14 protein-coding genes and 1 pseudogene are annotated in these 21,419 nt (G+C 67.7%); 3 read left to right on the top strand and 12 right to left on the bottom strand.

Going from position 1 to position 21,419, the window contains the following annotated elements; genetic code table 11:
• Positions 1-38: 38 nt before the first annotated feature.
• The 6 genes and pseudogenes from A5782_RS25650 to hrcA all read right to left on the bottom strand — a co-directional run.
• Positions 39-377, bottom strand: a pseudogene (locus A5782_RS25650) (hypothetical protein); the annotation flags it as partial.
• A complete protein-coding gene (ybeY, locus tag A5782_RS16860) occupies positions 374-907 on the bottom strand; it encodes an rRNA maturation RNase YbeY (protein WP_067102579.1) in 534 nt (177 codons plus the stop codon). The gene ybeY and the pseudogene A5782_RS25650, both read right to left, overlap by 4 nt.
• A gap of 21 nt (positions 908-928) precedes the next feature.
• Positions 929-1,987 carry a PhoH family protein gene (locus A5782_RS16855; protein WP_067102575.1) on the bottom strand — a complete coding sequence of 353 codons (1,059 nt, stop codon included), beginning with the start codon at positions 1,985-1,987 and terminating at the stop codon, positions 929-931.
• Between the two features lie 56 nt (positions 1,988-2,043).
• A complete protein-coding gene (locus A5782_RS16850) occupies positions 2,044-2,892 on the bottom strand; it encodes a 16S rRNA (uracil(1498)-N(3))-methyltransferase (RefSeq protein ID WP_067102572.1) in 849 nt (282 codons plus the stop codon).
• 23 nt (positions 2,893-2,915) lie between these two features.
• The gene (dnaJ, locus tag A5782_RS16845; RefSeq protein WP_067102567.1) at positions 2,916-4,064 is read right to left on the bottom strand and encodes a molecular chaperone DnaJ; all 1,149 of its coding nucleotides are present in this window, start codon (positions 4,062-4,064) and stop codon (positions 2,916-2,918) included.
• A gap of 56 nt (positions 4,065-4,120) precedes the next feature.
• The gene (gene hrcA / locus A5782_RS16840) at positions 4,121-5,152 is read right to left on the bottom strand and encodes a heat-inducible transcriptional repressor HrcA (RefSeq protein ID WP_067102563.1); all 1,032 of its coding nucleotides are present in this window, start codon (positions 5,150-5,152) and stop codon (positions 4,121-4,123) included.
• Positions 5,153-5,400: 248 nt separating this feature from the next.
• On the opposite strand from hrcA, the gene A5782_RS16835 reads away from it, so the two are divergent.
• The 3 genes from A5782_RS16835 (at position 5,401) to A5782_RS16825 (ending at position 7,301) form a co-directional block, all read left to right on the top strand.
• A complete protein-coding gene (locus A5782_RS16835) occupies positions 5,401-5,715 on the top strand; it encodes a type II toxin-antitoxin system VapB family antitoxin (protein WP_067102559.1) in 315 nt (104 codons plus the stop codon).
• 84 nt (positions 5,716-5,799) lie between these two features.
• Entirely contained in the window at positions 5,800-6,408 is a 609-nt protein-coding gene (locus A5782_RS16830) for a carboxymuconolactone decarboxylase family protein (RefSeq protein ID WP_067102554.1), read from the top strand.
• Positions 6,405-7,301: a sigma-70 family RNA polymerase sigma factor gene (locus A5782_RS16825; protein ID WP_067102551.1), complete on the top strand. Its 897-nt coding sequence runs from the start codon at positions 6,405-6,407 to the stop codon at positions 7,299-7,301. Before A5782_RS16830 ends, A5782_RS16825 begins: the two co-directional genes overlap by 4 nt.
• Here the strand turns inward: A5782_RS16825 and A5782_RS16820 are convergent.
• The 6 genes from A5782_RS16820 to A5782_RS16795 form a co-directional block, all read right to left on the bottom strand.
• Positions 7,295-7,819: a hypothetical protein gene (locus tag A5782_RS16820; protein ID WP_067102547.1), complete on the bottom strand. Its 525-nt coding sequence runs from the start codon at positions 7,817-7,819 to the stop codon at positions 7,295-7,297. The two genes, A5782_RS16825 and A5782_RS16820, sit on opposite strands and share 7 nt — an antisense overlap.
• A 316-nt stretch (positions 7,820-8,135) precedes the next feature.
• Positions 8,136-8,672 carry a hypothetical protein gene (locus A5782_RS16815; protein ID WP_067102543.1) on the bottom strand — a complete coding sequence of 179 codons (537 nt, stop codon included), beginning with the start codon at positions 8,670-8,672 and terminating at the stop codon, positions 8,136-8,138.
• Between the two features lie 238 nt (positions 8,673-8,910).
• On the bottom strand, positions 8,911-9,126 hold the full coding sequence (locus A5782_RS16810; protein ID WP_067102540.1) for an MbtH family protein: 216 nt from the start codon (positions 9,124-9,126) through the stop codon (positions 8,911-8,913).
• Positions 9,107-10,393: an NADPH-dependent L-lysine N(6)-monooxygenase MbtG gene (gene mbtG, locus A5782_RS16805; RefSeq protein ID WP_067102536.1), complete on the bottom strand. Its 1,287-nt coding sequence runs from the start codon at positions 10,391-10,393 to the stop codon at positions 9,107-9,109. The genes A5782_RS16810 and mbtG overlap by 20 nt, the downstream gene beginning before the upstream one ends.
• The gene (locus A5782_RS16800; RefSeq protein WP_067102532.1) at positions 10,390-14,829 is read right to left on the bottom strand and encodes a non-ribosomal peptide synthetase; all 4,440 of its coding nucleotides are present in this window, start codon (positions 14,827-14,829) and stop codon (positions 10,390-10,392) included. The genes mbtG and A5782_RS16800 overlap by 4 nt, the downstream gene beginning before the upstream one ends.
• Entirely contained in the window at positions 14,826-21,419 is a 6,594-nt protein-coding gene (locus A5782_RS16795; RefSeq protein ID WP_067102528.1) for a non-ribosomal peptide synthetase, read from the bottom strand. Before A5782_RS16795 ends, A5782_RS16800 begins: the two co-directional genes overlap by 4 nt.

Raw genomic sequence — 21,419 nt, 5'->3', positions numbered from 1 at the left:
GATATCTCATTTCTTGTGTCCCTCTACCCATTTCGGCCCGGTATCAACCGGCGGGGGGGGGGGGGGGGCCGGCCGCCCGGGGGGGGGCGGGGGGGCACCGACGGCGGGGGCGGGGGCGGCTCGTACACCGGAATGGGAACTTCCGGAACCGGCGTCGGCGCGTTGCTCGGCGGTCCCTGGACACCGCGGCGGTCCTCGTTGCACACGTTCGCCGTGTGATAGGCGTTCACGTAGAACATGCAGTGCTGGCAGGAAACGGGATTCGATCCCGCGCCCGCACACGGAGCCGCCTGCGACACGGGAGTGGTGGTGGCGACCAACACCGACAACGGAGCGAATGCGATGGCGGCTGCCGCCAGAATCCTGAGTGGCCTCAATTGTCGAAATACCTTGACTTGTCGAGCAATCGGCGGTCGCGCTCCTCTTGACGGTCCTGGCGGTAGGCCTCGACCTGCTCGGCGACCCACTCTTCGAGCAACCGGTCCTGAAGGGCGAACATCTCCTTCTCCTCGTCCGGCTCGCCGTGGTCGTAGCCGATCAGGTGAAGCACCCCGTGGATGGTCAGCAGAGCCAGCTCGTGCCCCAGGCTGTGACCCGCCGCGGCGGCCTGGCCGGCCGCGAATTCCGGGCACAACACGAGGTCGCCCAGCATCGAGGGCCCCGGCTCGGGGGCGTCCGGACGTCCGCCCGGCTCGAGCTCGTCCATCGGAAAGCTCATCACGTCGGTCGGTCCGGGCAGATCCATCCAGCGCATGTGCAGGTCGGCCATCGCGGCGGTGTCCAGCAGCACCATCGACAGTTCGGCCGCCGGATTGACGTCCATCTTGGCGATGACGAACCGCGCGACGCTGATCAATTCGGCTTCGGAGACGTCGATACCCGATTCGTTGGATACCTCAATGCTCATAGAATCCCGCTCACCGCACCATCATCGACGACCGCGCGAGCCCGTCGCCCGCCGCGACGCGCGGTTCATCGTCAGTGCGGGCTCGTCAAACTTCGCGTAGGCGTCGACGATCTCGGAGACCAACCGGTGGCGGACGACGTCCACACTGGTCAGCTCCGAGACATTGATGTCATCGACGCTGTCCAGGATTTCCATCGCCGAGCGCAGGCCCGACTTGGCGCCGCCGGGAAGGTCGACCTGGGTGATGTCCCCGGTGACCACGATCTTGGAACCAAAGCCGAGGCGGGTGAGGAACATCTTCATCTGCTCGGCGGTGGTGTTCTGCGCCTCGTCAAGGACGATGAACGCGGAATTGAGGGTGCGGCCGCGCATGTACGCCAGCGGTGCCACCTCGATGACCCCGGCGGTCATCAGTTTGGGGATCAGCTCGGGATCCATCATGTCGTACAGCGCGTCATACAACGGCCGCAGATAGGGATCGATCTTCTCGCTGAGCGTGCCCGGCAAAAAGCCAAGGCGCTCACCGGCTTCCACGGCCGGGCGGGTCAAGATGATGCGGCTGACCTGTTTGGTCTGCAGGGCGTTGACCGCCTTGGCCATCGCCAGATACGTCTTGCCGGTGCCGGCCGGGCCGACCCCGAAGACGATGGTGTTGGCGTCGATGGCGTCGACGTAGCGCTTCTGGTTGAGCGTCTTGGGCCGGATCGTCTTTCCGCGCCGCGACAAGATGTCCAGGGTGAGCACTTCGGCCGGTGACTCGTTGTCGGTACCGGCCAGCATGGCGACGCTGTGGCGGACCACCTCGGGGGTCAACGGCTGACCCCCGGCAGCGATGGCGACCAGCTCGGATATCACCCGCTCGGCGAGCGCGACGTCGGCGGGCTCACCCGCGACGGTGACCGCATTGCCACGGACGTGGAGGTCGGCGTCCAGGCTGCGCTCCAGGGCCCGCAGGTTCTGGTCCGCCGAACCCAACAGGCCCATCACGACATCGGGCGGAACATCGATGCTGCTGCGAACCTGAGCAGAGGCGGGGACGGCTCCGGCTGCGTCAGCAGCGCTGGTCTCGCGGGGCGTCACGTGGCTCTCGATGCCTGCTTTCTCGGTTTGTCGGTGGGTTGCTGGGCCGTCTCAGTCTACGCCGAGGGCCCGATTTGGTCAGTGTTCAGCAACGTACTCGACGACGGGCCGCCGTCGCGAACCTGCAGCGTGTGGCCGTTTGCCGGGACGTCGCCGCGCTGGTCCCACCGCGGGGTCAGCACACCGAGCGCGCCCAGTGCCACCGCCGCGGCGGTCGACGTGCGCAGCACCTGGGGGCCCAGCCGCACGGCCGCCGCGCCCGCTTCGGACAACGCGGCCATCTCGTCCTCCGCGATGCCGCCTTCGGGACCGACCACCAGCAGCAGTGATTTCGCTTGCGCCAGCCCGATGTCCGCGAGCCGATCGGTGGCCGACTCGTGCAAGGCCAGCGCCGCCGCGCCGGCGACCACTTCGTCGCGGATGCGCTCCGTCAGCGCTGTGGTGGACAGCACGCCGTCGACCGGTGGGATGTGCGCCCGACGGGATTGCCGGGCCGCCGAGCGGGCGACGGCACGCCATCGGCGCAAACCCTTGTCGACCCGGTTGCCCTGCCAGTTGGCCACACAGCGCGCGGCTTGCCACGCCAGGAACGCGTCGGCGCCGGCCTCGGTGGCCAACTCGATGGCCAGCTCCGAACGCTCCGACTTCGGCAGTGCCTGCACCACCGTCACGCGCGGGAATCCCGGTGCAACGCTCCAGCGCTCGAGCACCCGCGCCCGCAGCCCGTCGCGCCCGGCGTGTTCCACCTCGCAGTGGGCCAGGGCCCCGGCTCCGTCGCCGAGTACGAGTTGCTCGCCGGGACGGATTCGCCGCACGGTGGCGGCGTGAAAACCCTCGTCACCGCCCAGCACGGCGAGCGAGCCGGGCTCGGGCAGATCGTCGAGGTAGAACAGGGTCGCGACCATGTGCGCGCCTTCGTGGCTCCCGGCTAGCGCCCGGTGAAGGTTTCGCGGAGCCGGCTGAAGAGCCCTCCGCCGGCGTGGGTCGAGCGGACCTCGGGCACGTCGCGGCTGCGGTGCGTCTTGAACTCGCGCAGCAATTCGGTGTCGCGGTGGTCCAGCCGGGCGGGAACGACCACCTCGACGTGCACATGCAGATCGCCCCGGGTGCCGGACCGCAGGTGCGGCATGCCGTGGCCACGCAGCGTGATGACCGAAGCCGGTTGGGTGCCGGGCGGGATGGTGATCTCGCTGACGCCGTCCAGAATGGCGTCGATGCTGACGGTGGCGCCCAGCGCCGCGTCGACCATCGGCACCGAAACCGTGCAGTGCAGATCGTCGCCTTCGCGGACGAATACGTCGTGGGGCTGTTCGTGCACCTCGACGTACAGGTCGCCGGCCGGCCCGCCGCCGGGCCCGACCTCGCCTTGGGCGGCGAGCCGCACGCGCATGCCGTCGCCCACACCGGCGGGGATCTTGACGCTGATCTCGCGGCGGGCCCGCACCCGGCCGTCGCCCATGCATTGGTGGCACGGGTCGGGGATGACGACGCCGACGCCACGGCAGGTCGGGCAGGGCCGGGAGGTCATCACCTGGCCCAGCAGCGAGCGCTGCACGGTCTGGACCTCGCCGCGGCCACCGCAGGTGTCGCACGGCACCGGCACCGAATCACCGTTGGTGCCCTTACCCTGGCAGCGGTCGCACAGCACCGCGGTGTCGACGGTGACCTGCTTGGTCACACCGGTGGCGCACTCTTCGAGGTCGAGCCGCATCCGCAGCAGCGAATCCGACCCCGGCCGTACCCGCCCGATCGGGCCGCGGGAGGTCGCGCCGCCACTGAAGCCACCGCCGAAGAAGGCCTCGAACACGTCGCCCAGCCCACCGAAACCGGCGCCGAAACCGCCGCCCGCCGCGGCCGCGTTCGCCATCGGATCGCCGCCCAGGTCGACGACCCGCCGCTTCTCGGGGTCGCTCAGCACCTCGTAGGCGACGCTGATCTCCTGGAATTTCGCCTGCGCGGCCGCGTCGGGGTTGACGTCCGGATGCAGTTCGCGCGCCAGCTTGCGGTAGGCGCGCTTGATCTCCGCGTCGCTGGCGTTTCTGCTCACGCCGAGCAGCCCGTAGTAATCGCGTGCCACGCTTGACTCTCCTATACCTGGTCTTTCCCGCGCCTACCCACTCTGCGGGTGCGCGTTCATCGAGCACCCAGGACTTCGCCGATATATAAGGCAACCGCAGCAACGCTGGCGATAGTTCCCGGATAGTCCATCCGGGTGGGCCCCAGCACACCCATTCCCCCGTAAACGGTGTCGGAGGTGCCGTAGGCGGTGGTCACCACGGAGGTGCCCAATATCTGCTCGGCGGCCGTCTCATGGCCGATGCGCACCGTCACCTTACCGGCTTCCTGCTGCGCGGCCAGCAACCGCAGCACCACCACCTGCTCCTCCAGCGCTTCCAGAATGGAGCGCAACGAGCCACCGAAATCGGCCGCGTTACGGGTCAGGTTGGCGGTACCGCCCAACAACAAGCGCTCTTCGGTGTGTTCGACGAGGGATTCCAGCAACACCGTCGCCGACCGGCCGACGGCGTCACCCAGGCCATCCGGGCTGCGCAGCTGTCCGGCGAGGTCGGCCACCGCGACCGAGGCGGCCGACAGCTTCTTGCCGAGTAGCGCCTGGCCGAGCATCTCCCGCAGCTGAGAAAGTTCGTGGTCGTCGATGACGTCACCGAGTTCTACGACCCGTTGGTCGACCCGTCCGGAGTCGGTGATGACGACCATCAGGAGCCGCGCCGGGGTCAGGGCGATCACCTCGAGGTGGCGCACGGTGGACGACGACAGCGTGGGGTACTGCACCACGGCCACCTGTCGGGTCAGTTGTGACAGCAGCCGTACCGCCCGGCGCAGGACGTCATCGAGGTCGACCCCGGACTCGAGGAAGCTTTGAATCGCCCGCCGTTCGGCCGACGACAGGGGCTTGACGTCGTCGAGCCGGTCGACGAATTCGCGGTAGCCCTTCTCGGTCGGCACTCGTCCGGAGCTGGTGTGCGGCTGGGTGATGTAGCCCTCGGCCTCGAGTACCGCCATGTCGTTGCGGACGGTGGCCGACGAGACGCCCAGATTGTGGCGCTCCACCAACGCCTTGGAACCGATCGGTTCTTTGGTGGCGACGAAGTCGGCGACGATGGCGCGCAACACCTCAAACCGACGGTCATCGGCACTTCCCACCGGCTGCCACCTCCTTCGATACCGCGTTGACCGGATTCATTTTACGGTCTCGGGCATTGCCGACCATTATCAGCGGCCGTTCGGCGAAGTCGGTGGCCGCCGGGATCACACTCCGCCATCACCGCGACGCCGCCGGCAGTTGTCGGAACGCATTCTTCGAACGCATCGGTGCCGACGCACATTGGTCCGGCTAGCCTCTCCAGAATGAACCGGTCGGGCCACAGCGATGAGTCGGGAAAGGTCGGCCGATGATTTTCAAGGGCGTTCGCGACGGCAAGCCGTATCCCGAGCACAACCTGTCCTATCGGGATTGGTCCCAGATACCGCCCCAACAGATCCGGCTCGACGAATTGGTCACCACCACAACGGTGCTCGCACTGGACCGCCTGCTTTCCGAAGACTCCACCTTCTACGGTGATCTCTTCCCCCACGCGGTGCGGTGGAAGGGCATCACCTATCTCGAAGACGGCCTGCACCGTGCGGTGCGCGCCGCGCTGCGGAACCGCACCGTGCTGCACGCCCGGGTGTATGACATGGATATGGCGCTGGGCGCGCCGAGGTAACTCGAGTGGTCACGTTCGGGCCCCGCCACGTGTCGACCTAGTAAGGACGTCGGTTTTCCACCACAACTTGCCGGGAGGATCGCCATGCCGCGGCTGCAAGGAGTCTCCGACCACGACGCCGGCCTTGGCGCCAAGATCGCTTTCTTTTTCACCAAGCGCAAGCTCGCACAGATGACCGGGCTGGAAACCATGGGGATGCTGGAGCCCCTGCGGATGTATGCGCACATCCCGCGACTGCTCAACGCCTACGGCAAGTTGGAGCAGGCCGAGTCGAAACTCAAGGTCCTCAGTCCCCGTCAGCGGGCGCTGGCCGAGCTGAAATCGGCGACGATCGTGCGCTGTGAATACTGCATCGACCTCGGCTCACAGATCGCCCGCCGCTGGGGCATCACCGACGAAGAGCTGTTGGCACTGTCCAAACCCGAGGCCGAATATCAGAACGCGCCGTGCTTCTCCGACGTCGACAAGCTGATCCTGAAGTACGCCACCGCGATCAGTCGCACCCCGGTGGAGGTGAGCGATGAACTTTTCGAGACGCTGCGCGCGCACTTCGATACCGCCCAGCTGGTCGGCCTGACGCACGTCATCACGCTGGGCAACCTGCGCGCCCGGTTCAACATCGCACTCGATATCGGATCGTCGGGCTTTTCCGGTAACCGGGTGTGCGCCTTGCCGGAGACCGATCGCCCGTGACCGCCGAGGCGTCATTGGCGGCACGTTTCGAGGCGGCCCGGCCACAGCTGGGAGCCATCGCCTACCGCATGCTGGGCTCGATCGACGACGCTCAGGATGCGGTGCAGGAGGCGTGGCTACGGCTGAGCCGCAGCGCCGAATCGGACGGCCGGGACGGTATCGCCAACCTCGACGCCTGGCTGACCACGGTGGTGGCACGCATCTGCCTGAACATGTTGCGCGACCGCCGGACCCGTGGCGGCGAGGAGCTGGCCGGTCACCTGCCCGATCCGATCGTGGACGCGGAAGGCGAATTCGATCCCGAGCACCGCGCGATGCTGGCCGACGCGGTGGGGTTGGCGCTGTTCGTCGTGCTGGATACGTTGTCGCCGGCCGAGCGGCTGGCGTTCGTGCTGCACGACGTCTTCACCGTGCCGTTCGATCAGATCGCGGCCATCGTCGAGCGGACGCCGGAGTCGGCCCGCAAGCTGGCCAGCCGGGCCCGACGACGGATCGAGCAGGCCGATCCGACTCCCGACGGCACCTTGACCGCGCAACGCGAGGTGGTCGACGCGTTCTTCGCGGCGGGGCGTAGTGGCGACTTCGACCGCTTGGTGGCGGTGCTCCGCCCCGACGTGGTGCTGCGCGGTGACTTCGGCGCCGCTGCTTCCGTCTTCCGCGCGCAGGGCGCCGCCTCGGTGGCCGAGCTGGCCGGCGGTTACGCCGGGCCGGAGCGCGAAGTGCGTGCCGCAACCGTGAACGGTGCCGCCGGCGCGGTGATTTTCATCGCCGGCCGTGCGGCATCCGTCATGGGTTTCGTGGTGCGCGAGGGGCGCATTTGCGCGATCGACGTACTCGCGGATCCCGCTCGCATCGCCAAGTTAGACCTGCGCGCGTTGCGCGCCGATCACTGACCGGCGGCCTGCAGCAACTCCATCGCCGACGCCCGCGACAGCACCCAGCCGCCGCCTTGATTGACGAAGGTGACGTTCTGCGTGACCGGCGACGGCAGCTTGGGGCCGGAGACCGCAACGTCGGCGGTCGCCGAACCGGCCGCGGCCGGTTGGATGTTCGTGACGTCGAACGACAGCGGCAGATCGCCGTTCTTGGCCGCCTTCTGCAGCTTCTTGTCCGCGACATGCGCTTCCATTCCACCGATGCCGCCCTGCACCAGGTTGCCCTTGCTGCTGAACGAAACGCTCGGGTCGGCGAGGCTGTTGAGCACGCCTGTCAGCTGATCGGGTGTCGGCAGGTTGGCGCCCACGACCGGCTGCGCCGGTGACGGGTCCTGCGGAAGCGGCGCGCCGACAGTGGCAAGCCGCACCCCGGCGGCCAGCGCGCTCGGCGTCGCGACGGAGGCCACGCCGGCGGCCGCGCCCCCGACAATGGCCAGGGCTGCCACCCCGGTGGCAAGCGCTTTAACGGTTTTCATAGTTCCCCCTTCGATGGGCACGAATGTCGACGCATGGTTGGCATTCCGCATCGCCCCATTCGTGGCGGTGTGGATGGTGTCAGCGTGCCCGTTGCGTCTGTTATTTCGTGTCTCGGCACCGATACGTTACGGCCGCCCGATGTGCAAAAAAGATGAGCAAACTGTGCGCCGGCTGTGCGGGGACGTGAGTTGGCGCCGGCCGCGGCGACCGGTCACCGCGTGCCAGGGAACTGAAAGGCGAAACCCCATGCGCTCACCGAGGCGCATGGGGTCCGCTTGAAACGTCGTTGTAGCTCGGCGAATTCGCCGAACTGTCTCAGTTGGTCGCCGTGGACGCCTGCAGCAGAGCAAGCGCAGCGTCGTGCTGCAAGACCCAGTTGCCGTTCTGATTGACGAACACCAGGTGCTTGTTGACCGGCCCGGCGAACTTCGGCCCCGTGATGGCCACGTCGGCCTGGGCCATATTCGGGCCCGCCGGCGCGATGTTGGTCACGTTGAACTGCTCGGGGAAGTTACCGTTCCGGTACGCCTTCCGCAGGTCGTGGTCGGCAACCATACCCTCGTTTTGAGGGACGCCGTTCTCAACGAGGTTGGTCTTGTCCCGGTAGTTAACCCCGGGGTCGGTCACTTGGGTGCAGAGGTTGGCCAATTGGTCAGCCGTCGGCAGCTGCCCCGGCGCTCCCGGCGGCGGGGGCGGAGGCGGAGGCGGATCTTGCGGCAGTGGCGCGCCGACCGCCGCGAGTTGCACATGATCCAGACCGATCGGTGCTGCAATGGAAGCCACGCCGGCGGCTGCGCCGCCAATGGCGGTCAGCGCCGCCACGCCCGTGGCAATGGACTTCACGGATTTCACAGGTCCCCCTTCGATGCACATGGACCGTGGCGGGATCCTGCGGATCGCCGCACACGGTCACCGTCTCCATTGGTTGAAGATGGTGTAAGTGTGCCCTGTGACTCCGGCATTTGTGTCTCAGCCCGGTCACGTTACGACGACGCTACGGTCCCGACGTGTCAAAACACGCTAAATAGACTGTGCGGCACGTATGTAGCAGCACCTTTCGCCCCCGCAGACCCCGGCACCGCGTGGCCGGTTACTCCCCGGCAAGCGCCTCAATCAAGCTCTTGGGGCGGATATCTGACCAGTTTTGTTCCACGTACTGCAGGCAATCCACGCGGCTCGCTTCACCGAACGCCACCCGCCAGCCGGCCGGCGTGTCAGCGAAGGCCGGCCACAGGCTGTGCTGGTCCTCGCCGTTGACCAGCACCACAAAGGTCGCGTTGTCGTCATCAAAGGGGTTGGCGCTCATCATGTCTCCTTCGCACGGGATACTTGGACGGGCTGACGGTGGATCCCAACACCCGGTCGGATAGCAGTCCCAGGCAGCTCAGATTGGGAAACCCGGGCCCCTGGGTGAGTCCTGACAGGTTCGGCAGGAACAACTTGGGTGTCACGTCTGTGACGGCCAGGTCATAACCTATCGCCTCCTGCAGCCGCTCTGAAGTGAGGGGCCCACCGAGGCCGAGTTCGAGCAGATCGAGTGCGTCCTGACTGAATAACGGTGCGAACCAAAGCGAGTCGGCGCCGGAACCGTCGATGACGAGATCGAACCCATGCACCGTCTCCAGGTTCTCGCTGCCGCGGTTGGTGGACAGCGTCAACCGGATCTGCCCCTCCTTGCCCACCGCGTGGGCCACGCGACCGCGCAGGTGGTGAATGCGATCGTCGGCCAGCAACGCTTCCTGCACGTTTGACGAAAACACCCCACGGTCGGTACGGGCCAACGCATCGCGACGTTCGGCCAGGGTGAGAGCCGGCCAATTGGTCGGATCGGAGAACAGCGAATTCTCGAAAAACCCCTCCCCCCGGGTGAACAACGTGGCCTGCGGGGAAATCACCGTGATGCTCGACACCCGGTGCCGGAACAGCTCGTAGAGCATCGCCGCGGCCGTCTCGCCACCGCCGATCACCGCTACCCGCTCCGCGTTGATCCGGTCGTGATTTGCGGCGCGGTCCCAGAACTGGGCGATCGACAGCATGCGGGGATTGCCGGGGAGCAAAGATTTTTCGGCCTGACCGGGTCCCGTGATCATCAACGCATCGGCGTGCACGGTGGTCTCGTGAGTGTGCAACGCCCAGCGGTCCCCGGTGATCGCCAGTCGTTCGACGTCACCGTGCACCACGTCCATGCCCACGTGGTCGGCGACCCAACTCAGGTACTGGCTCCACCGGCGATGCGTCGGGGCCGGTCTGCCGCGGTCGATCCACTCGGCGAATGACGCCGTCGCGATCAGATAGGACTGCCAGCTGTAGCGCGTCATCCGCTCGTCGAGTTCGGCGTTGCGGCGCGGCACCAGCGCCGAGCGGTAGGGGAACCCGACGTCTTTTTCCGGGCTGGTACCCAGCCGGTGCGCGCCGTCGGTCCAGCCCCCGCTGGCCTGCCAGTTCGCCGCGACACCGATCCGCTCCACGGCGACCACGTCGGGAACCGCCACGCCCATCTCACGCAGCGCGAAAGCCTTGGCCGCCACGGCCACCGCCTTGGCGCCCGCCCCCACGATCGCAAGTGTGCTCATTTCACCATCTCCCGCAGAGAATCAATCCAAAGTTCCTGTAGCGCGGCAATATCCGCGTCATCGAGAACGTCAGGCAGCGCGCGCCACTGCGCGGCCAGAACCCGCTGCCCGCCATAGGTCAGCACCATCGCCGCGATGGTGAGCTCGTGGCGCACCGCCAGCTCCGGCTCGGGCACCGGCGATACTCCGGCGAGTAACTCGCGTTCGAGCCTCAGCCCGGTGCCGCCGTCGGTGTGGGCGGCGCCGAGATAATTGAGCAGCAGCTGCGGGGGCGGCAAAACGGCGAGCCGCTCGGCGGTGTCGGCGCGCAGGTAGCGCAACGACCCGTAGTCGAGTCCATCGCCGGGGATCGCCGCCAACTGCTCCCCCACCTTTTGCGGATCGGTCGAGTCCAGCCGTACCGGGTAGATGGAGCTGAGCAGCCCCACCGTGTCGCTGGTGTCAATGGTGCGTGCACCCGGGCCATCGACCACACTGTCGGCGCGGCCGTGTGTTTCGAGCGCCAACAGCGGCGGCGGCGTGGGCTGTCCGCGCAGCTCTCGCCAGCGCGTCACCGTCGCCGCGGTGGCGGCAACAAGCAGCGTGGGCAACGGCAGGCCCGAATCCAGCAGCCGGCGGGTGACGTCGGCGTCGGTGGCGGCGTTGCGGACGATCAGATCGCGCGCCCGGTCGCGGCTTGGATCGAGCCGACGGGCTCCGAGGTCGGGATCGTCGCCGTCCAACTGCGACGCCCAGAATTGCACCGTGTCCAACCGGTGCGCCCGCTCGGTGACCGCGTCGGCCCAGCGCCGATAGCTGGTGTGTTCGCGAATGGGTGCCGGTGAGTGGCCGGCGGCCGAAGCCGTCAGGGCAGCGCCGAGTTCACCGAGAACCACTCGCCACGACGCCGGGTCCATCGCCACGACGTGCGCGGCCAGCAGCAGCACGCTCTCTCCGGCGGGCGGTCGAAGCCACACCGCCGATAGCAGCGCTCCACGTTCGGGGTCCAGGCGGTCGACGGCCTGCGCGACGTGGGCCGGTACCGCTGCGGCCAGATCGCCGACCACCTCAACCTCTTTGAGTGCATCGAGGATGTCGGCGGCCGGTGCCGGCACCAGGGTCATGGTGGAACGATCCAGCCGGGTGCGCAACACTTCGTGACCCTCGACGATGCCGGCCAGGGCCGCATCCAACTGCTCGCGACGTAACGCCTCGGGCAACCGGATGGCTTCGGTTTGGGCGAGCCTGCGCGGGTCGCCATATTCGTAAAGCCATCGACCATTGGGCAGCAACGGCATTGGTCCGGTTCCAGTGTCCACCTGCTGGGCGGCCGCCATGGTTTCCGAGTCGATCGCCTCGGCCAGTTCGCGGACGTTGCTGCACTCGAGGATGAGCCTGGCGCGCAGCGCAATTCCGCGTGCTCGGGCGGCTTGTACCACCGACAACGCCATGATGCTGTCCAGGCCGAGCTGCAGGAAGTCCGCGGTGACGTCGATGCGCGGTTGGCCGAGCAGCTCGGCGAGCAGTTCGGCCAGTGCGGATTCCGTGGCGGTCTGGGCCGTCGCCGCGGCGGCCTGGGGCTCCGCGGCGTCGACGGCGGCCAACGCGGCTTCATCCAGTTTTCCGTTGGGGGTCAACGGGATTTCGTCGACCATGACGATGCGCTGTGGAATCATGTAGCGGGGCAGCCGGGTGCTGAGCATGCTCCGCAACTCGGATGCCGTGGGCCGGTCGGTTGCCGTGTCGGTCGCCACGTACGCGGTAAGCCCCGCAACGCCCTGGCGCTGCCGTACCAGCACCCCCGCGTGCCGCACGGCCGGATGCGATTCGAGGGCGGCCGCGATTTCGCCGGGTTCGACGCGGTGGCCGCGGATCTTCACCTGGGCGTCGGCGCGGCCCACGTATTGCAATGAGCCGTCGGGCAACCGTCGCACCAGGTCGCCGGTGCGATACATCCGTTCGGCGGGCGTAAACGGGTCGGCGACAAAGCGCGTCGCGGTCTCCGGAGCGCGGCCCAGGTAGCCACGGGCCAGCTGGGCACCGCCCAGATACAGCTCGCCCGTGGCTCCGCACGGCACGGGTCGCAGCGCGGAATCCAGCACGTAGCCGTGGGTGTGCCGGGCGGGCCGCCCGATCGATGGCTCGTCGTGCTCGGCGATGGCGGCGACCACCGCCTCGACCGTGGTCTCGGTGGGCCCGTAGCAGTTGTATGCCGTCATCGGCGCGGTGTTGCAGGTGCTGCGGATCCGGGCCCATGCCGCGCTGCCGACCGCCTCGCCGCCCAACGCCAGCACGGTCAGTGGGGTTTGGGTCAGCAAACCGAAAGCGTGCAGCTGGGCAAACATTGACGGGGTGGTGTCGATCATGTCGATGCCGTGCGCGGCGATCAGCGCGACGAGCGCCTCGGCATCGGTCTGGGTCTGCTCGTCGACGACATGCACACCGTGCCCGTCCAGCAACCCGACCAATGGCTGCCAGGCGGCGTCGAAAGCGAAGGACCACGCGTGTGCGATGCGCAGCGGCCGGCCCAGTTTGTCCGCGGCGGGCCGCAAGACGCGGTCCAGATGATCGTCGGCGTAGGCGCCGAGCGCGCCGTGGGTTCCGATGACGCCCTTGGGTTCTCCTGTGGTGCCCGAGGTGAACACGACATAGGCGGCCTGCGCGGGTGGAACGTCGACGGGGTCGAAGTCGTCGTCGTGCGGTTCGCCGGCCTCCAGTAGCTCTTCGGTCCGCTCTTCGTCCAGCACGATCAGCGCGCCCGATTGGCGCAGGATCGAGTTCACCCGTTCGGGGGGCATTTTCGGCTCCATCGGCACGCACATGCCGCCGGCTTTGAGCACGGCGAGTATCGCAGTGATGTACTGCGGGCCTCGCGAAAGTTTGATGCCCACCGGCGTTTCGGGCTCGACCCCGAGGTCGGCAAGTCGCGCTGCCAGCCGGCTGGACAGAACATTCAGCTCGCGATAGCTCAGCGTGCCACCCGCCCAGCTGACCGCCGGGTTGTCCGGCGTCCTGGCCACGGCGTCGGCGAACCGGGTGTGGATGCTCGACGGCGACAACGCTTTCGGCGTGCCGACGGCGCGCAGCGGGTCTGCCTCATCCTCCAGCAGGACACTGACCTCGCTCAGCGGGCGCTGCCAGCCCTGCAGCAGTCTTTCGGCGGTGATCAGCACCCGCCGCCCGAAAGTGGCGGCGTCAACGGCACCCAGTGCTCCGTCGATGGCTTCGATCAGAACCACCAGCTCGCCACCCTCCATGTGGGCGGCGATGGCGATCGGAAAATGCGACAGGGTTTGCAGGGCGGACGGTCGAAATGTCGCACCGCCAGCGGTCAATTCGCCGCCGGCGGTCAATCCGTCCATCGGAAAGTTCTCATAGACCAGCAGGGTGTCGAACATCTCCCCGAGCCCGCCGAGGGCCCGAAGTTGAGCATGCCCGAGATAGCTGTGCTCACGCAGCAGCGCGGCATTGCGCTGCACGGCACGGCATTGTGCGCCGGCGGTCGCGGTCGGGTCGAGCCGCACCCGCAGCGGCACGGTGTTGATGAACAAACCGACCATGGTCTCGACGCCGGTGAGTTCGGGCGGGCGACCGGAAACCGTGACCCCGAAAACCACATCGTGGCTATCGGTCAACCGCGACAACACCAGCGCCCACGCCATTTGCATCAGGGTGTTGACGGTGATGCCGCGGGACCGCGCGTCCTGGACCAATCGCGTGGTGGTTTCGGCCGGCAGTCGCAGTCCGGTGGTGCGCGGCAGCGCCCTCTGCCGGCCCTCGGTCGTTTCCATGGATCCCAGCGCCGCGGCGAGCAGGGTGGGGCCGCCCAGACCCGCGAGGTGCTCGCGCCAGACCCGCTGGCTGGTTTGCGGGTCGCGGCTCGCCAGCCAGCCGATGTAGTCGCGGTAGGGCCGCGGGGCGATGGGCAGCGCCGACGGATCGCCGCCGGCCCGGTACAGGATCATCATCTCGTTGACGAACACCGGCAACGACCATCCGTCGATCACGATGTGATGCGCGGTGAGCACCAAACGCCATTGCCTGCCGGGCAATTCGATCAGCAGGAAGCGGATGGCCGGCCCATGCTCCAGGTCGAACGGTCGTCGGCGTTCGCCGGTTTCCAGCGCCGGTACGTCCTCGGGTGTGGCGGCGACGAGCCGCCAGGGCAGCTCGACGCGGGACGGCACGATCTGTACCGGTCGCGGGATTCCCCGGCTGAAAAAGCTCGCTCGCAGGTTCGGGTGGCGCACCAGCATCTGCTCCGCGCAATCACGCAGCAGTGCGACATCGAGTGTGCCGGAGATGTCCGCGGCAATCCCGATCACGTACGGGTCGTCCGCCTCTTCGCCGTCGACGAATTCGGCCAGCGTGGTCAGCGAATACAAGCCCTCCTGCAGCGGGCTCAGCGCCATGACGTCCTCGATGTCGGGCGCGACATCGGTTTTGGCAGCCGTCATGTCGTGCCTTGTCGTCGTGACGACGACCAAAGTTGCGTCACGGCGGCCAGATCCGAGGATGACAGCCCGGACGCGCTCATCGGCTCGAAGCTGGTATCTGTCGCCGGCTCGTCCTGCTCGACGTCGGACTCTGCGCCGCTCAGCGCATCCAGCGCGGCAGCCAACTGCTGCACCGTCGGATTCTCGAAGATCATCCGCGGACTCACGGTCAAACCGGCAGCCCGCGCCCGTGACGCCAACTGCACCGACAGGATGCTGTCACCGCCGAGGGCGAAGAAGTCGTCGAAGCGCCCGACTTCGGGAGTCGCCAGCAGTTCGGCGAACACCTTGGCCAGTGCCCGTTCGGTGTCCGTGCGGGCCGGCTCGGTCTGGCCGCCGGTGCTGACCGCGGGCCGCGGCAGGGCGGGCCGGTTCAGCTTGCCCGATTCGGTTTTGGGCAGGACGTCGAGCACGGTCAGCGACGACGGCAGCATGTAGCCCGGCAGGATGGTGGCGATCGCGCCGCGCACCTCCCCGGCGAATGTCGCCTTCTCGGCGTCATCGAGGATAGGCCGTTGCGGCACAACATATCCGGCCAGCGACGTGCCGCCGTGCACCTCCCAGGTGCGGGCCGCCGCGGCGGCGACGCCGTCGGCGGTCGCCAGGGCCGCCTCGACCTCGGCCAACTCGACGCGGAATCCACGGACCTGCACCTGGTGGTCGGACCGTCCGACGAATTCCAGTTGGCCGTCCTCGGTCCACCGGGCCAGGTCGCCACTGCGATATAACCGCGAACCCGCTTCTACCCCAAAGGGATTGGCGATAAACCGCGTCGCGGTCAGACCGGGGCGTTTCCAATACCCTCGAGCCAGCTGGTCACCGGCGTAATACAGCTCGCCCACCACGCCGATCGGCACGGGACGCAGTCCGTCGTCGAGCAGGTAGGCCTGCGCACCCGGGACCGGCTTTCCAACAAGCGGATTCGGCAGGCCCAACCGCCCCCGGGACACCGCCCCTGAGGTCTCGGTGGAACCGATGTTGTTCAACAACTCGGTACCGGCGCCGTCCTCGTCCGCGCACACCGAACCCAGCCGCTGCAGCAGCGACATGCTCACCGGTTCGCCACCGCACACCAGACGTGACAGTGAGCGCACGGCGTCGGGCCGGCTGTCCACCAACGCCGAGACCAGGCTGGGCACGGCAGTGACCTGGGCAACCGAATGCCGCTTCATCAAGTCGCCGAGGGCCTCCGGGTCGCGGTGCTCGGCATCGTCGGCCAGGATCATGGTCGCGCCGGCCGCCAGGCCGGCCAGCATCTCCATGCCGCCCTCGAGGAAGGTGATCGAGGCCTGCGCCAATCGCACGTCGTCGGTGCGCGGCGGGTAGTGCCGAAGCTGCCAGTCGAGCCGGGCGGCCATCGAGCGATGCGTTCCCACCGCACCTTTCGGCTTGCCGGTGGACCCCGACGTGAACACCAGGTACATGGGGTCATCGGGGTGCGGCAACCGCAAGTCCCTCACCTGAGGATCCGCCTCATCGCGGTTGACCAGGGCGCGTACCTGTGGGTCGTCCATCGAAATCAGCTCAACCCCGGGAACCCGCGGCATGGTGTCCACCGCTTCCGTCGTCGCGACCACGACCGGCGGCTGCACGTCGTCGAGCATGAATTGCTTTCGCGCCAGCGGATAACCGGGGTCGATGGGGAAGTAACCGGCACCGGACTTCATGATGGCCACCAGCGCCACCACCAGCTCGATGCTCCGCCGCGTCGACAGCCCCACCAACGATCCTGGGCGCACTCCGTTCTTGGCGAGCAGGGCGGCCAGATTATCCGAACGACGGTGCAGCGCAGGGTAATCGATGCTCTCGTCGCCGCAGCGCACCGCGATCCGGTCCGTTCCCCACGTCCTGCTGGGTTCCAGCAATTCCGGGATGGAGCGCGGCCGGTCGTGCGGCGGCCGCTCACCGCGGCTCCACTCCCGCAGGATGCGGTGTTGTTCCCCGCCATCGATCAGCTGGACGTCTCGCAAAGTTTGGTCGACGTCGTCGGCAAACTCGGTGAGGGCTCGGGTCAGCCATCCGGCCAACCGCTCGATGGAGCTTCGGGCGTAAAGCTCGGTGCGGTAGATGACATTGCAGTTGTAGCCGACGTCGCCGGAGCCGTCAGTGCCGAAGAAGTTGACGCTCAGATCCGCGTGTGCCATGTCGAAGATGGGGTCCAGCGACGTGCACACGGTGTCCTGCTCGCCGCTGCCCGCCGCCGCGGTCTCGATGACCCGGGTGGCGGACAGGTGATCCCGGACGTGCACCACAACTTGGAACAGCGGATTGCGGGACAGCGAGCGCACCGGACTGACGCTGTCGACCACCCGGTCGAACGGCAGGTCTTGGTGAGCGTAGGCGGCCAGGGCGGTCTCCCGCGCCCGCTTGAGCAGTTCGCGCAACGTCGGATTGCCGTCCATGTCGTTGCGCAGCACCAGGATGTTGACGAAGAATCCGATCAGCTGGTCCAACTCGGCTTCGGTGCGGCCCGCGACCGGAGTGCCCAGCGGAATGTCGGTTCCGCCACCGGCTTTGTGCACGACGACGGCGACGGCCGTTTGCAGCAGCATGAATTCGGTGATGCCCAACTCGCGGCACAGCGCACCCAGCTTGGTGCGGGTGGCCGAGTCGACGTGGAAGTCGACGCACTCCCCTTCGCCGCTGGGCACCGGCTGGCGCGGGAAGTCCGGTCGCAGCCCGGTGTCCTCCGGCAGCCCGGCCAGCTGCCGAGTCCAGTACTCCCGCTGCTGGCCGGCTATGGCGGATTCCTGGCCGCTCGCTTCGGAATCCAGGCCCAGGAAGGCGCGCTGCCAGGCGGCGTAGTCGGCGTACTGCGCACGAAGCGGGGCCCAGGACGGCGCTTCTCCGCCACGCCGGGCCCGGTAGGCCGTCATCACGTCGGAGAACAGCACGCCCGCGGACCAATGGTCGGAGGCGATGTGGTGCACGACCAGCGACAGCACATGCTCGCCCGCGTTCTCGGCGCGCAGTACCGCGACCCGGATCGGCAATTCACCGTCCAGCTCGAAGCAGTGGCGCCGCTCGGCGTCCAGCTGCTGCTGCAGCCAGGCGTCGTCGGGACCGACCTCGCGACGCACCGGAACCTCGACGCCGGCCGGGCCCACCACCTGATAGGGCACGCCGTCCAGCTCGACGTAGCTGGTGCGCAGGATTTCGTGCCGGGCAACGACATCGCCGACGGCGGCGATCAGCGCATCGATGTCCCACGGCCCGGTCAGTTTCGCGGCAAAGGGAATGTTGTTGACACGACTGGGCCCGTCCACGCGGTAGGCGAACCAGCTGCGCAGCTGCGAGGCCGACAGCGGCATGGGCCCGTCGTGTGCGGTGGTGATCAGTCTGGGCCGCGACTGCGTCAGTTCGCCCGAACTGAGCTGGTCGACCCGCTCGGCCAACGACCCCACCGTGGCGAGTTCGAACACCTCGCGGATGCCGATTTCGACGCCGCACTCCGCGCGGATCGCGGTGATTAGTCTGGTGGCGACCAGCGAGTGGCCGCCCAGATCGAAGAATGAGTCGTCGACACCCACGCGTTCGTGCCCGAGCAACCCGGAAAACAGTTGCGCGATGCGGTGTTCGGTGCGGGTCGTCGGATCGCGGTATTCGGTGGCGGCTTCGATCTGTGGTTGCGGCAACGCCCCGCGGTCGATCTTCTGGTGCGCGGTGATCGGGATCTCGTCGAGCACCACATATGCGGCCGGAGTCATGTAGTCCGGCAGCGCGGCGGCCACCCGGGCGCGGATGCGCTCGACGTCAACCGATTCCGTCCCGGCGCCCTGGGCCGGCGTCACGTATCCCACCAGGCTCTTGCCCAACTGGGGCAGGTCCATGGCCAGCACGACCGCTTGTCCCACGCTGGGGTCGACCGAGATGGCGGCCGCGATTTCGCCGAGCTCGATGCGGAAACCGCGGATCTTCACCTGCTCGTCGGCGCGGCCGACGAACTCGATGTCACCATCGGCGTTGCGGCGGGCCAGGTCACCGGAGCGGTACATCCGCCCGCCGGGCGTGAACGGGTCGGCGACGAAGCGCTCGGCCGTCAACTGCGGCCTGTGGTGATATCCGTGCGCCACATGCGTTCCGGCGATGTAGATTTCCCCGATCACTCCGACGGGAACCGGCAGCAGCGCGTTGTCGAGCAGATACACCTGGGTGTTGATCTTGGGCCGGCCGATCGGCACCACCCGGGTACCCTGGGCGCCTTCCACCGGGTAGCTGGTGCAGTTCACGACCGTCTCGGTCGGGCCGTAGAAGTTGTACAGCGACGCGTCGAAGGTGGCGTGGAACTTGTCGGCGATCTCGCCGGGCAGGGCCTCGCCGCCAATCGGCACGCGCCGCAGCGTCCGCCACTGGCTGACGCCGGGCAAGGACAGGAACAGCCCCAGCAGTGACGGCACGAAGTGCATCGACGTGATGCCTTCACGGGCCAGCAGCTCGGTCAGATAGCCGATATCGCGAAGTCCGTCGGGTCGCGGAATCACCAAGCGGGCGCCCATGATCAACGTGCCGAAGATCTCACCCATCGACACGTCGAAGCTGGGCGACGCGACCTGCAGCAGCCGATCGGTGTCGTCGATGCGGTATTCGTCGCCGAACCAGACGAAGTACTCGGCGATGGGTGCGTGCGGCACCGGAACACCCTTGGGCAGTCCGGTGGAACCCGAGGTGTAGATCAGGTAGGCAGTGTTTTGCGGGCTCAGCGGCCGGATCAACTCGGCGGGAGCGCCGGCCGGATAGCGCGCCAGGTCGGTAGCCGGCTCGCGCAGAACTAGTTTGGCGTCCGCATCCTCGAGAATGAAGCTCAGCCGGTCCTCCGGATAGGTGGGATCGACCGGCAGATAAACCCCGCCCGCTTTGAGCACCCCGAGTGCCGTGATGACCAATTCGGGAGATTTGTCCAGCAGCACCGCGACACGGTCCTCCGTGCCGATTCCTCGCTCAATGAGCCAGTGCGCCAAGCGGTTGGACGCTTCATCGATCTCTTGGTAGGTGTAGCCGCGGCCCTCGTAGACGACGGCAACGGCATCGGGCGATAGACCCGCCCGCCGGCTGATCAGCTCGGGCAATGTGCTGGCCGGGGTGACGAATTCCGCACCGGTCGACACCGCGCGCAGCCACTCGGCGTCTTCCGCGCTCATCAACGCGCACGCCGACAGCGTCGCGTCGGGGTCGGACAGCAGGCCGTCCAGTAAGGCGGCGTAGTGGCGCAGCAGTTGCGCGACCAGCTGCTGATCCATCACCTCGACGAGGTACTCGGCCTCGACCAAGCCGCCGCCGGAGCCATCCGGCGTCCGGTTCAGCTCGACCATCAGGCTCAGTGGCAATTGGTTGAAATGGCCGCGCAATTCGCCACGTTCGCAGCGCACGCCCGGCGGACAGAAGCCGGCGCCATCGGGCTCCCGTTGCCCGAAACTCACTCGGGTCATCCGGTCGGCGCCATGCCGGCGATCGGGATTCGACTCGCGCACCAGCCAGTCCAGGTCGGCGCGCGAGTGAGCGAAGGCGCCCGCCGCGCCGTCACGGGTTTGGGTCAGCAGCTCGCGGAACGTCTGGTGCGACTGCGGCCGCAGGCGAATCACCACGGTGTTGCCGTGGTACCCGATGACATCCTCGGTGCCCACGCCGCGGTTGAGCACCGGGGCGGCGATCAGGAAGTCGGTCGACTGGGTGTACCGGTGCACGAGGGCGGCGACCGCCGCCATCAACACCATGTATGGGGTGGCGCCCGCCTCGCGGGCCAGCGCGGACGCCCGCTCGACGGTGTCGGCCGACAACCGCGCGGTTGCGCGCTGTGCGCGCCAGGTGGTGGGCACCACCGAACCGTTGGGCCCGGGAAGCTCGAGTGGCTCCGGAAGGTCGGCCATCAGCGGCCGCCAGTAGTCCAGATCCGCCTGACGAACGGCGGTCGCATCCGCGGAAAGATCCGGCAGCACCTGCCCATCGGTGAAGCCGTCCGGGTCGGTGTATGCGCGAGTCAGATCGGCGAAGAACGGTGCCCACGAGCCGTCGTCCCATGCGATGTGGTGTGCGGTGATCAGCAGCATCAGTTCGTCATAGGCCAAGCGCGCCGCGGTGACTCGCAACGGCGAATCCTTGCTCAGGTCGAATGGCCGCCGAAAGTCCCGCTGCGCCAGCACATCCAGCCGCAACCGGCGCGCCTGCTCGGTCAACCCGGCCAAGTCGTGTTCGGCCCACTCGGGCCGCAGGTCGTCGCGGATCACCGGATGCGGGTCGCCTTCACCGTCGGTGGCGTACGTCGTATGCAGCACGCGGTGCCGCGCCGCGACGGCATCGACCGCACGATGTAACTGCACGGTATCAACGTTGCCGCGCAGGCGGTAGGAGACGCAGATGTTGAGCAGCGCGCTATCGGGATCCACGGACTGCACGAACCACATCCGGTGCTGCCCGACCGACAAGCGTGGCGCATCGTCGGTCGCCACGGGCGCCGCCCCGGTCGTCCTGGCCAGGCCGCGTTCAGTGAGCTTGCGGCGCAATAGTTCCAAGCGCTCATCGTCGAGATGGGTGCTGACGCCGGTGGAGTTTGTCAC

The sequence above is a fragment of the Mycobacterium sp. 852002-40037_SCH5390672 genome (genome assembly GCF_001665875.1).
Classification (GTDB): domain Bacteria; phylum Actinomycetota; class Actinomycetes; order Mycobacteriales; family Mycobacteriaceae; genus Mycobacterium.
This window is presented reverse-complemented; position numbering and strand designations above follow the sequence as displayed.

Bases quoted from the DNA above. Each gene is read 5' to 3' on its own strand.
- mbtG (WP_067102536.1), bottom strand. From the start codon at position 10,393: ATGAGCACACTTGCGATCGTGGGGGCGGGCGCCAAGGCGGTGGCCGTG.
- A5782_RS16800 (WP_067102532.1), bottom strand. From the start codon at position 14,829: ATGACGGCTGCCAAAACCGATGTCGCGCCCGACATCGAGGACGTCATG.
- A5782_RS16835 (WP_067102559.1), top strand. From the start codon at position 5,401: ATGATTTTCAAGGGCGTTCGCGACGGCAAGCCGTATCCCGAGCACAAC.
- A5782_RS16850 (WP_067102572.1), bottom strand. From the start codon at position 2,892: ATGGTCGCGACCCTGTTCTACCTCGACGATCTGCCCGAGCCCGGCTCG.
- A5782_RS16810 (WP_067102540.1), bottom strand. From the start codon at position 9,126: ATGAGCGCCAACCCCTTTGATGACGACAACGCGACCTTTGTGGTGCTG.
- A5782_RS16820 (WP_067102547.1), bottom strand. From the start codon at position 7,819: ATGAAAACCGTTAAAGCGCTTGCCACCGGGGTGGCAGCCCTGGCCATT.
- A5782_RS16830 (WP_067102554.1), top strand. From the start codon at position 5,800: ATGCCGCGGCTGCAAGGAGTCTCCGACCACGACGCCGGCCTTGGCGCC.
- ybeY (WP_067102579.1), bottom strand. From the start codon at position 907: ATGAGCATTGAGGTATCCAACGAATCGGGTATCGACGTCTCCGAAGCC.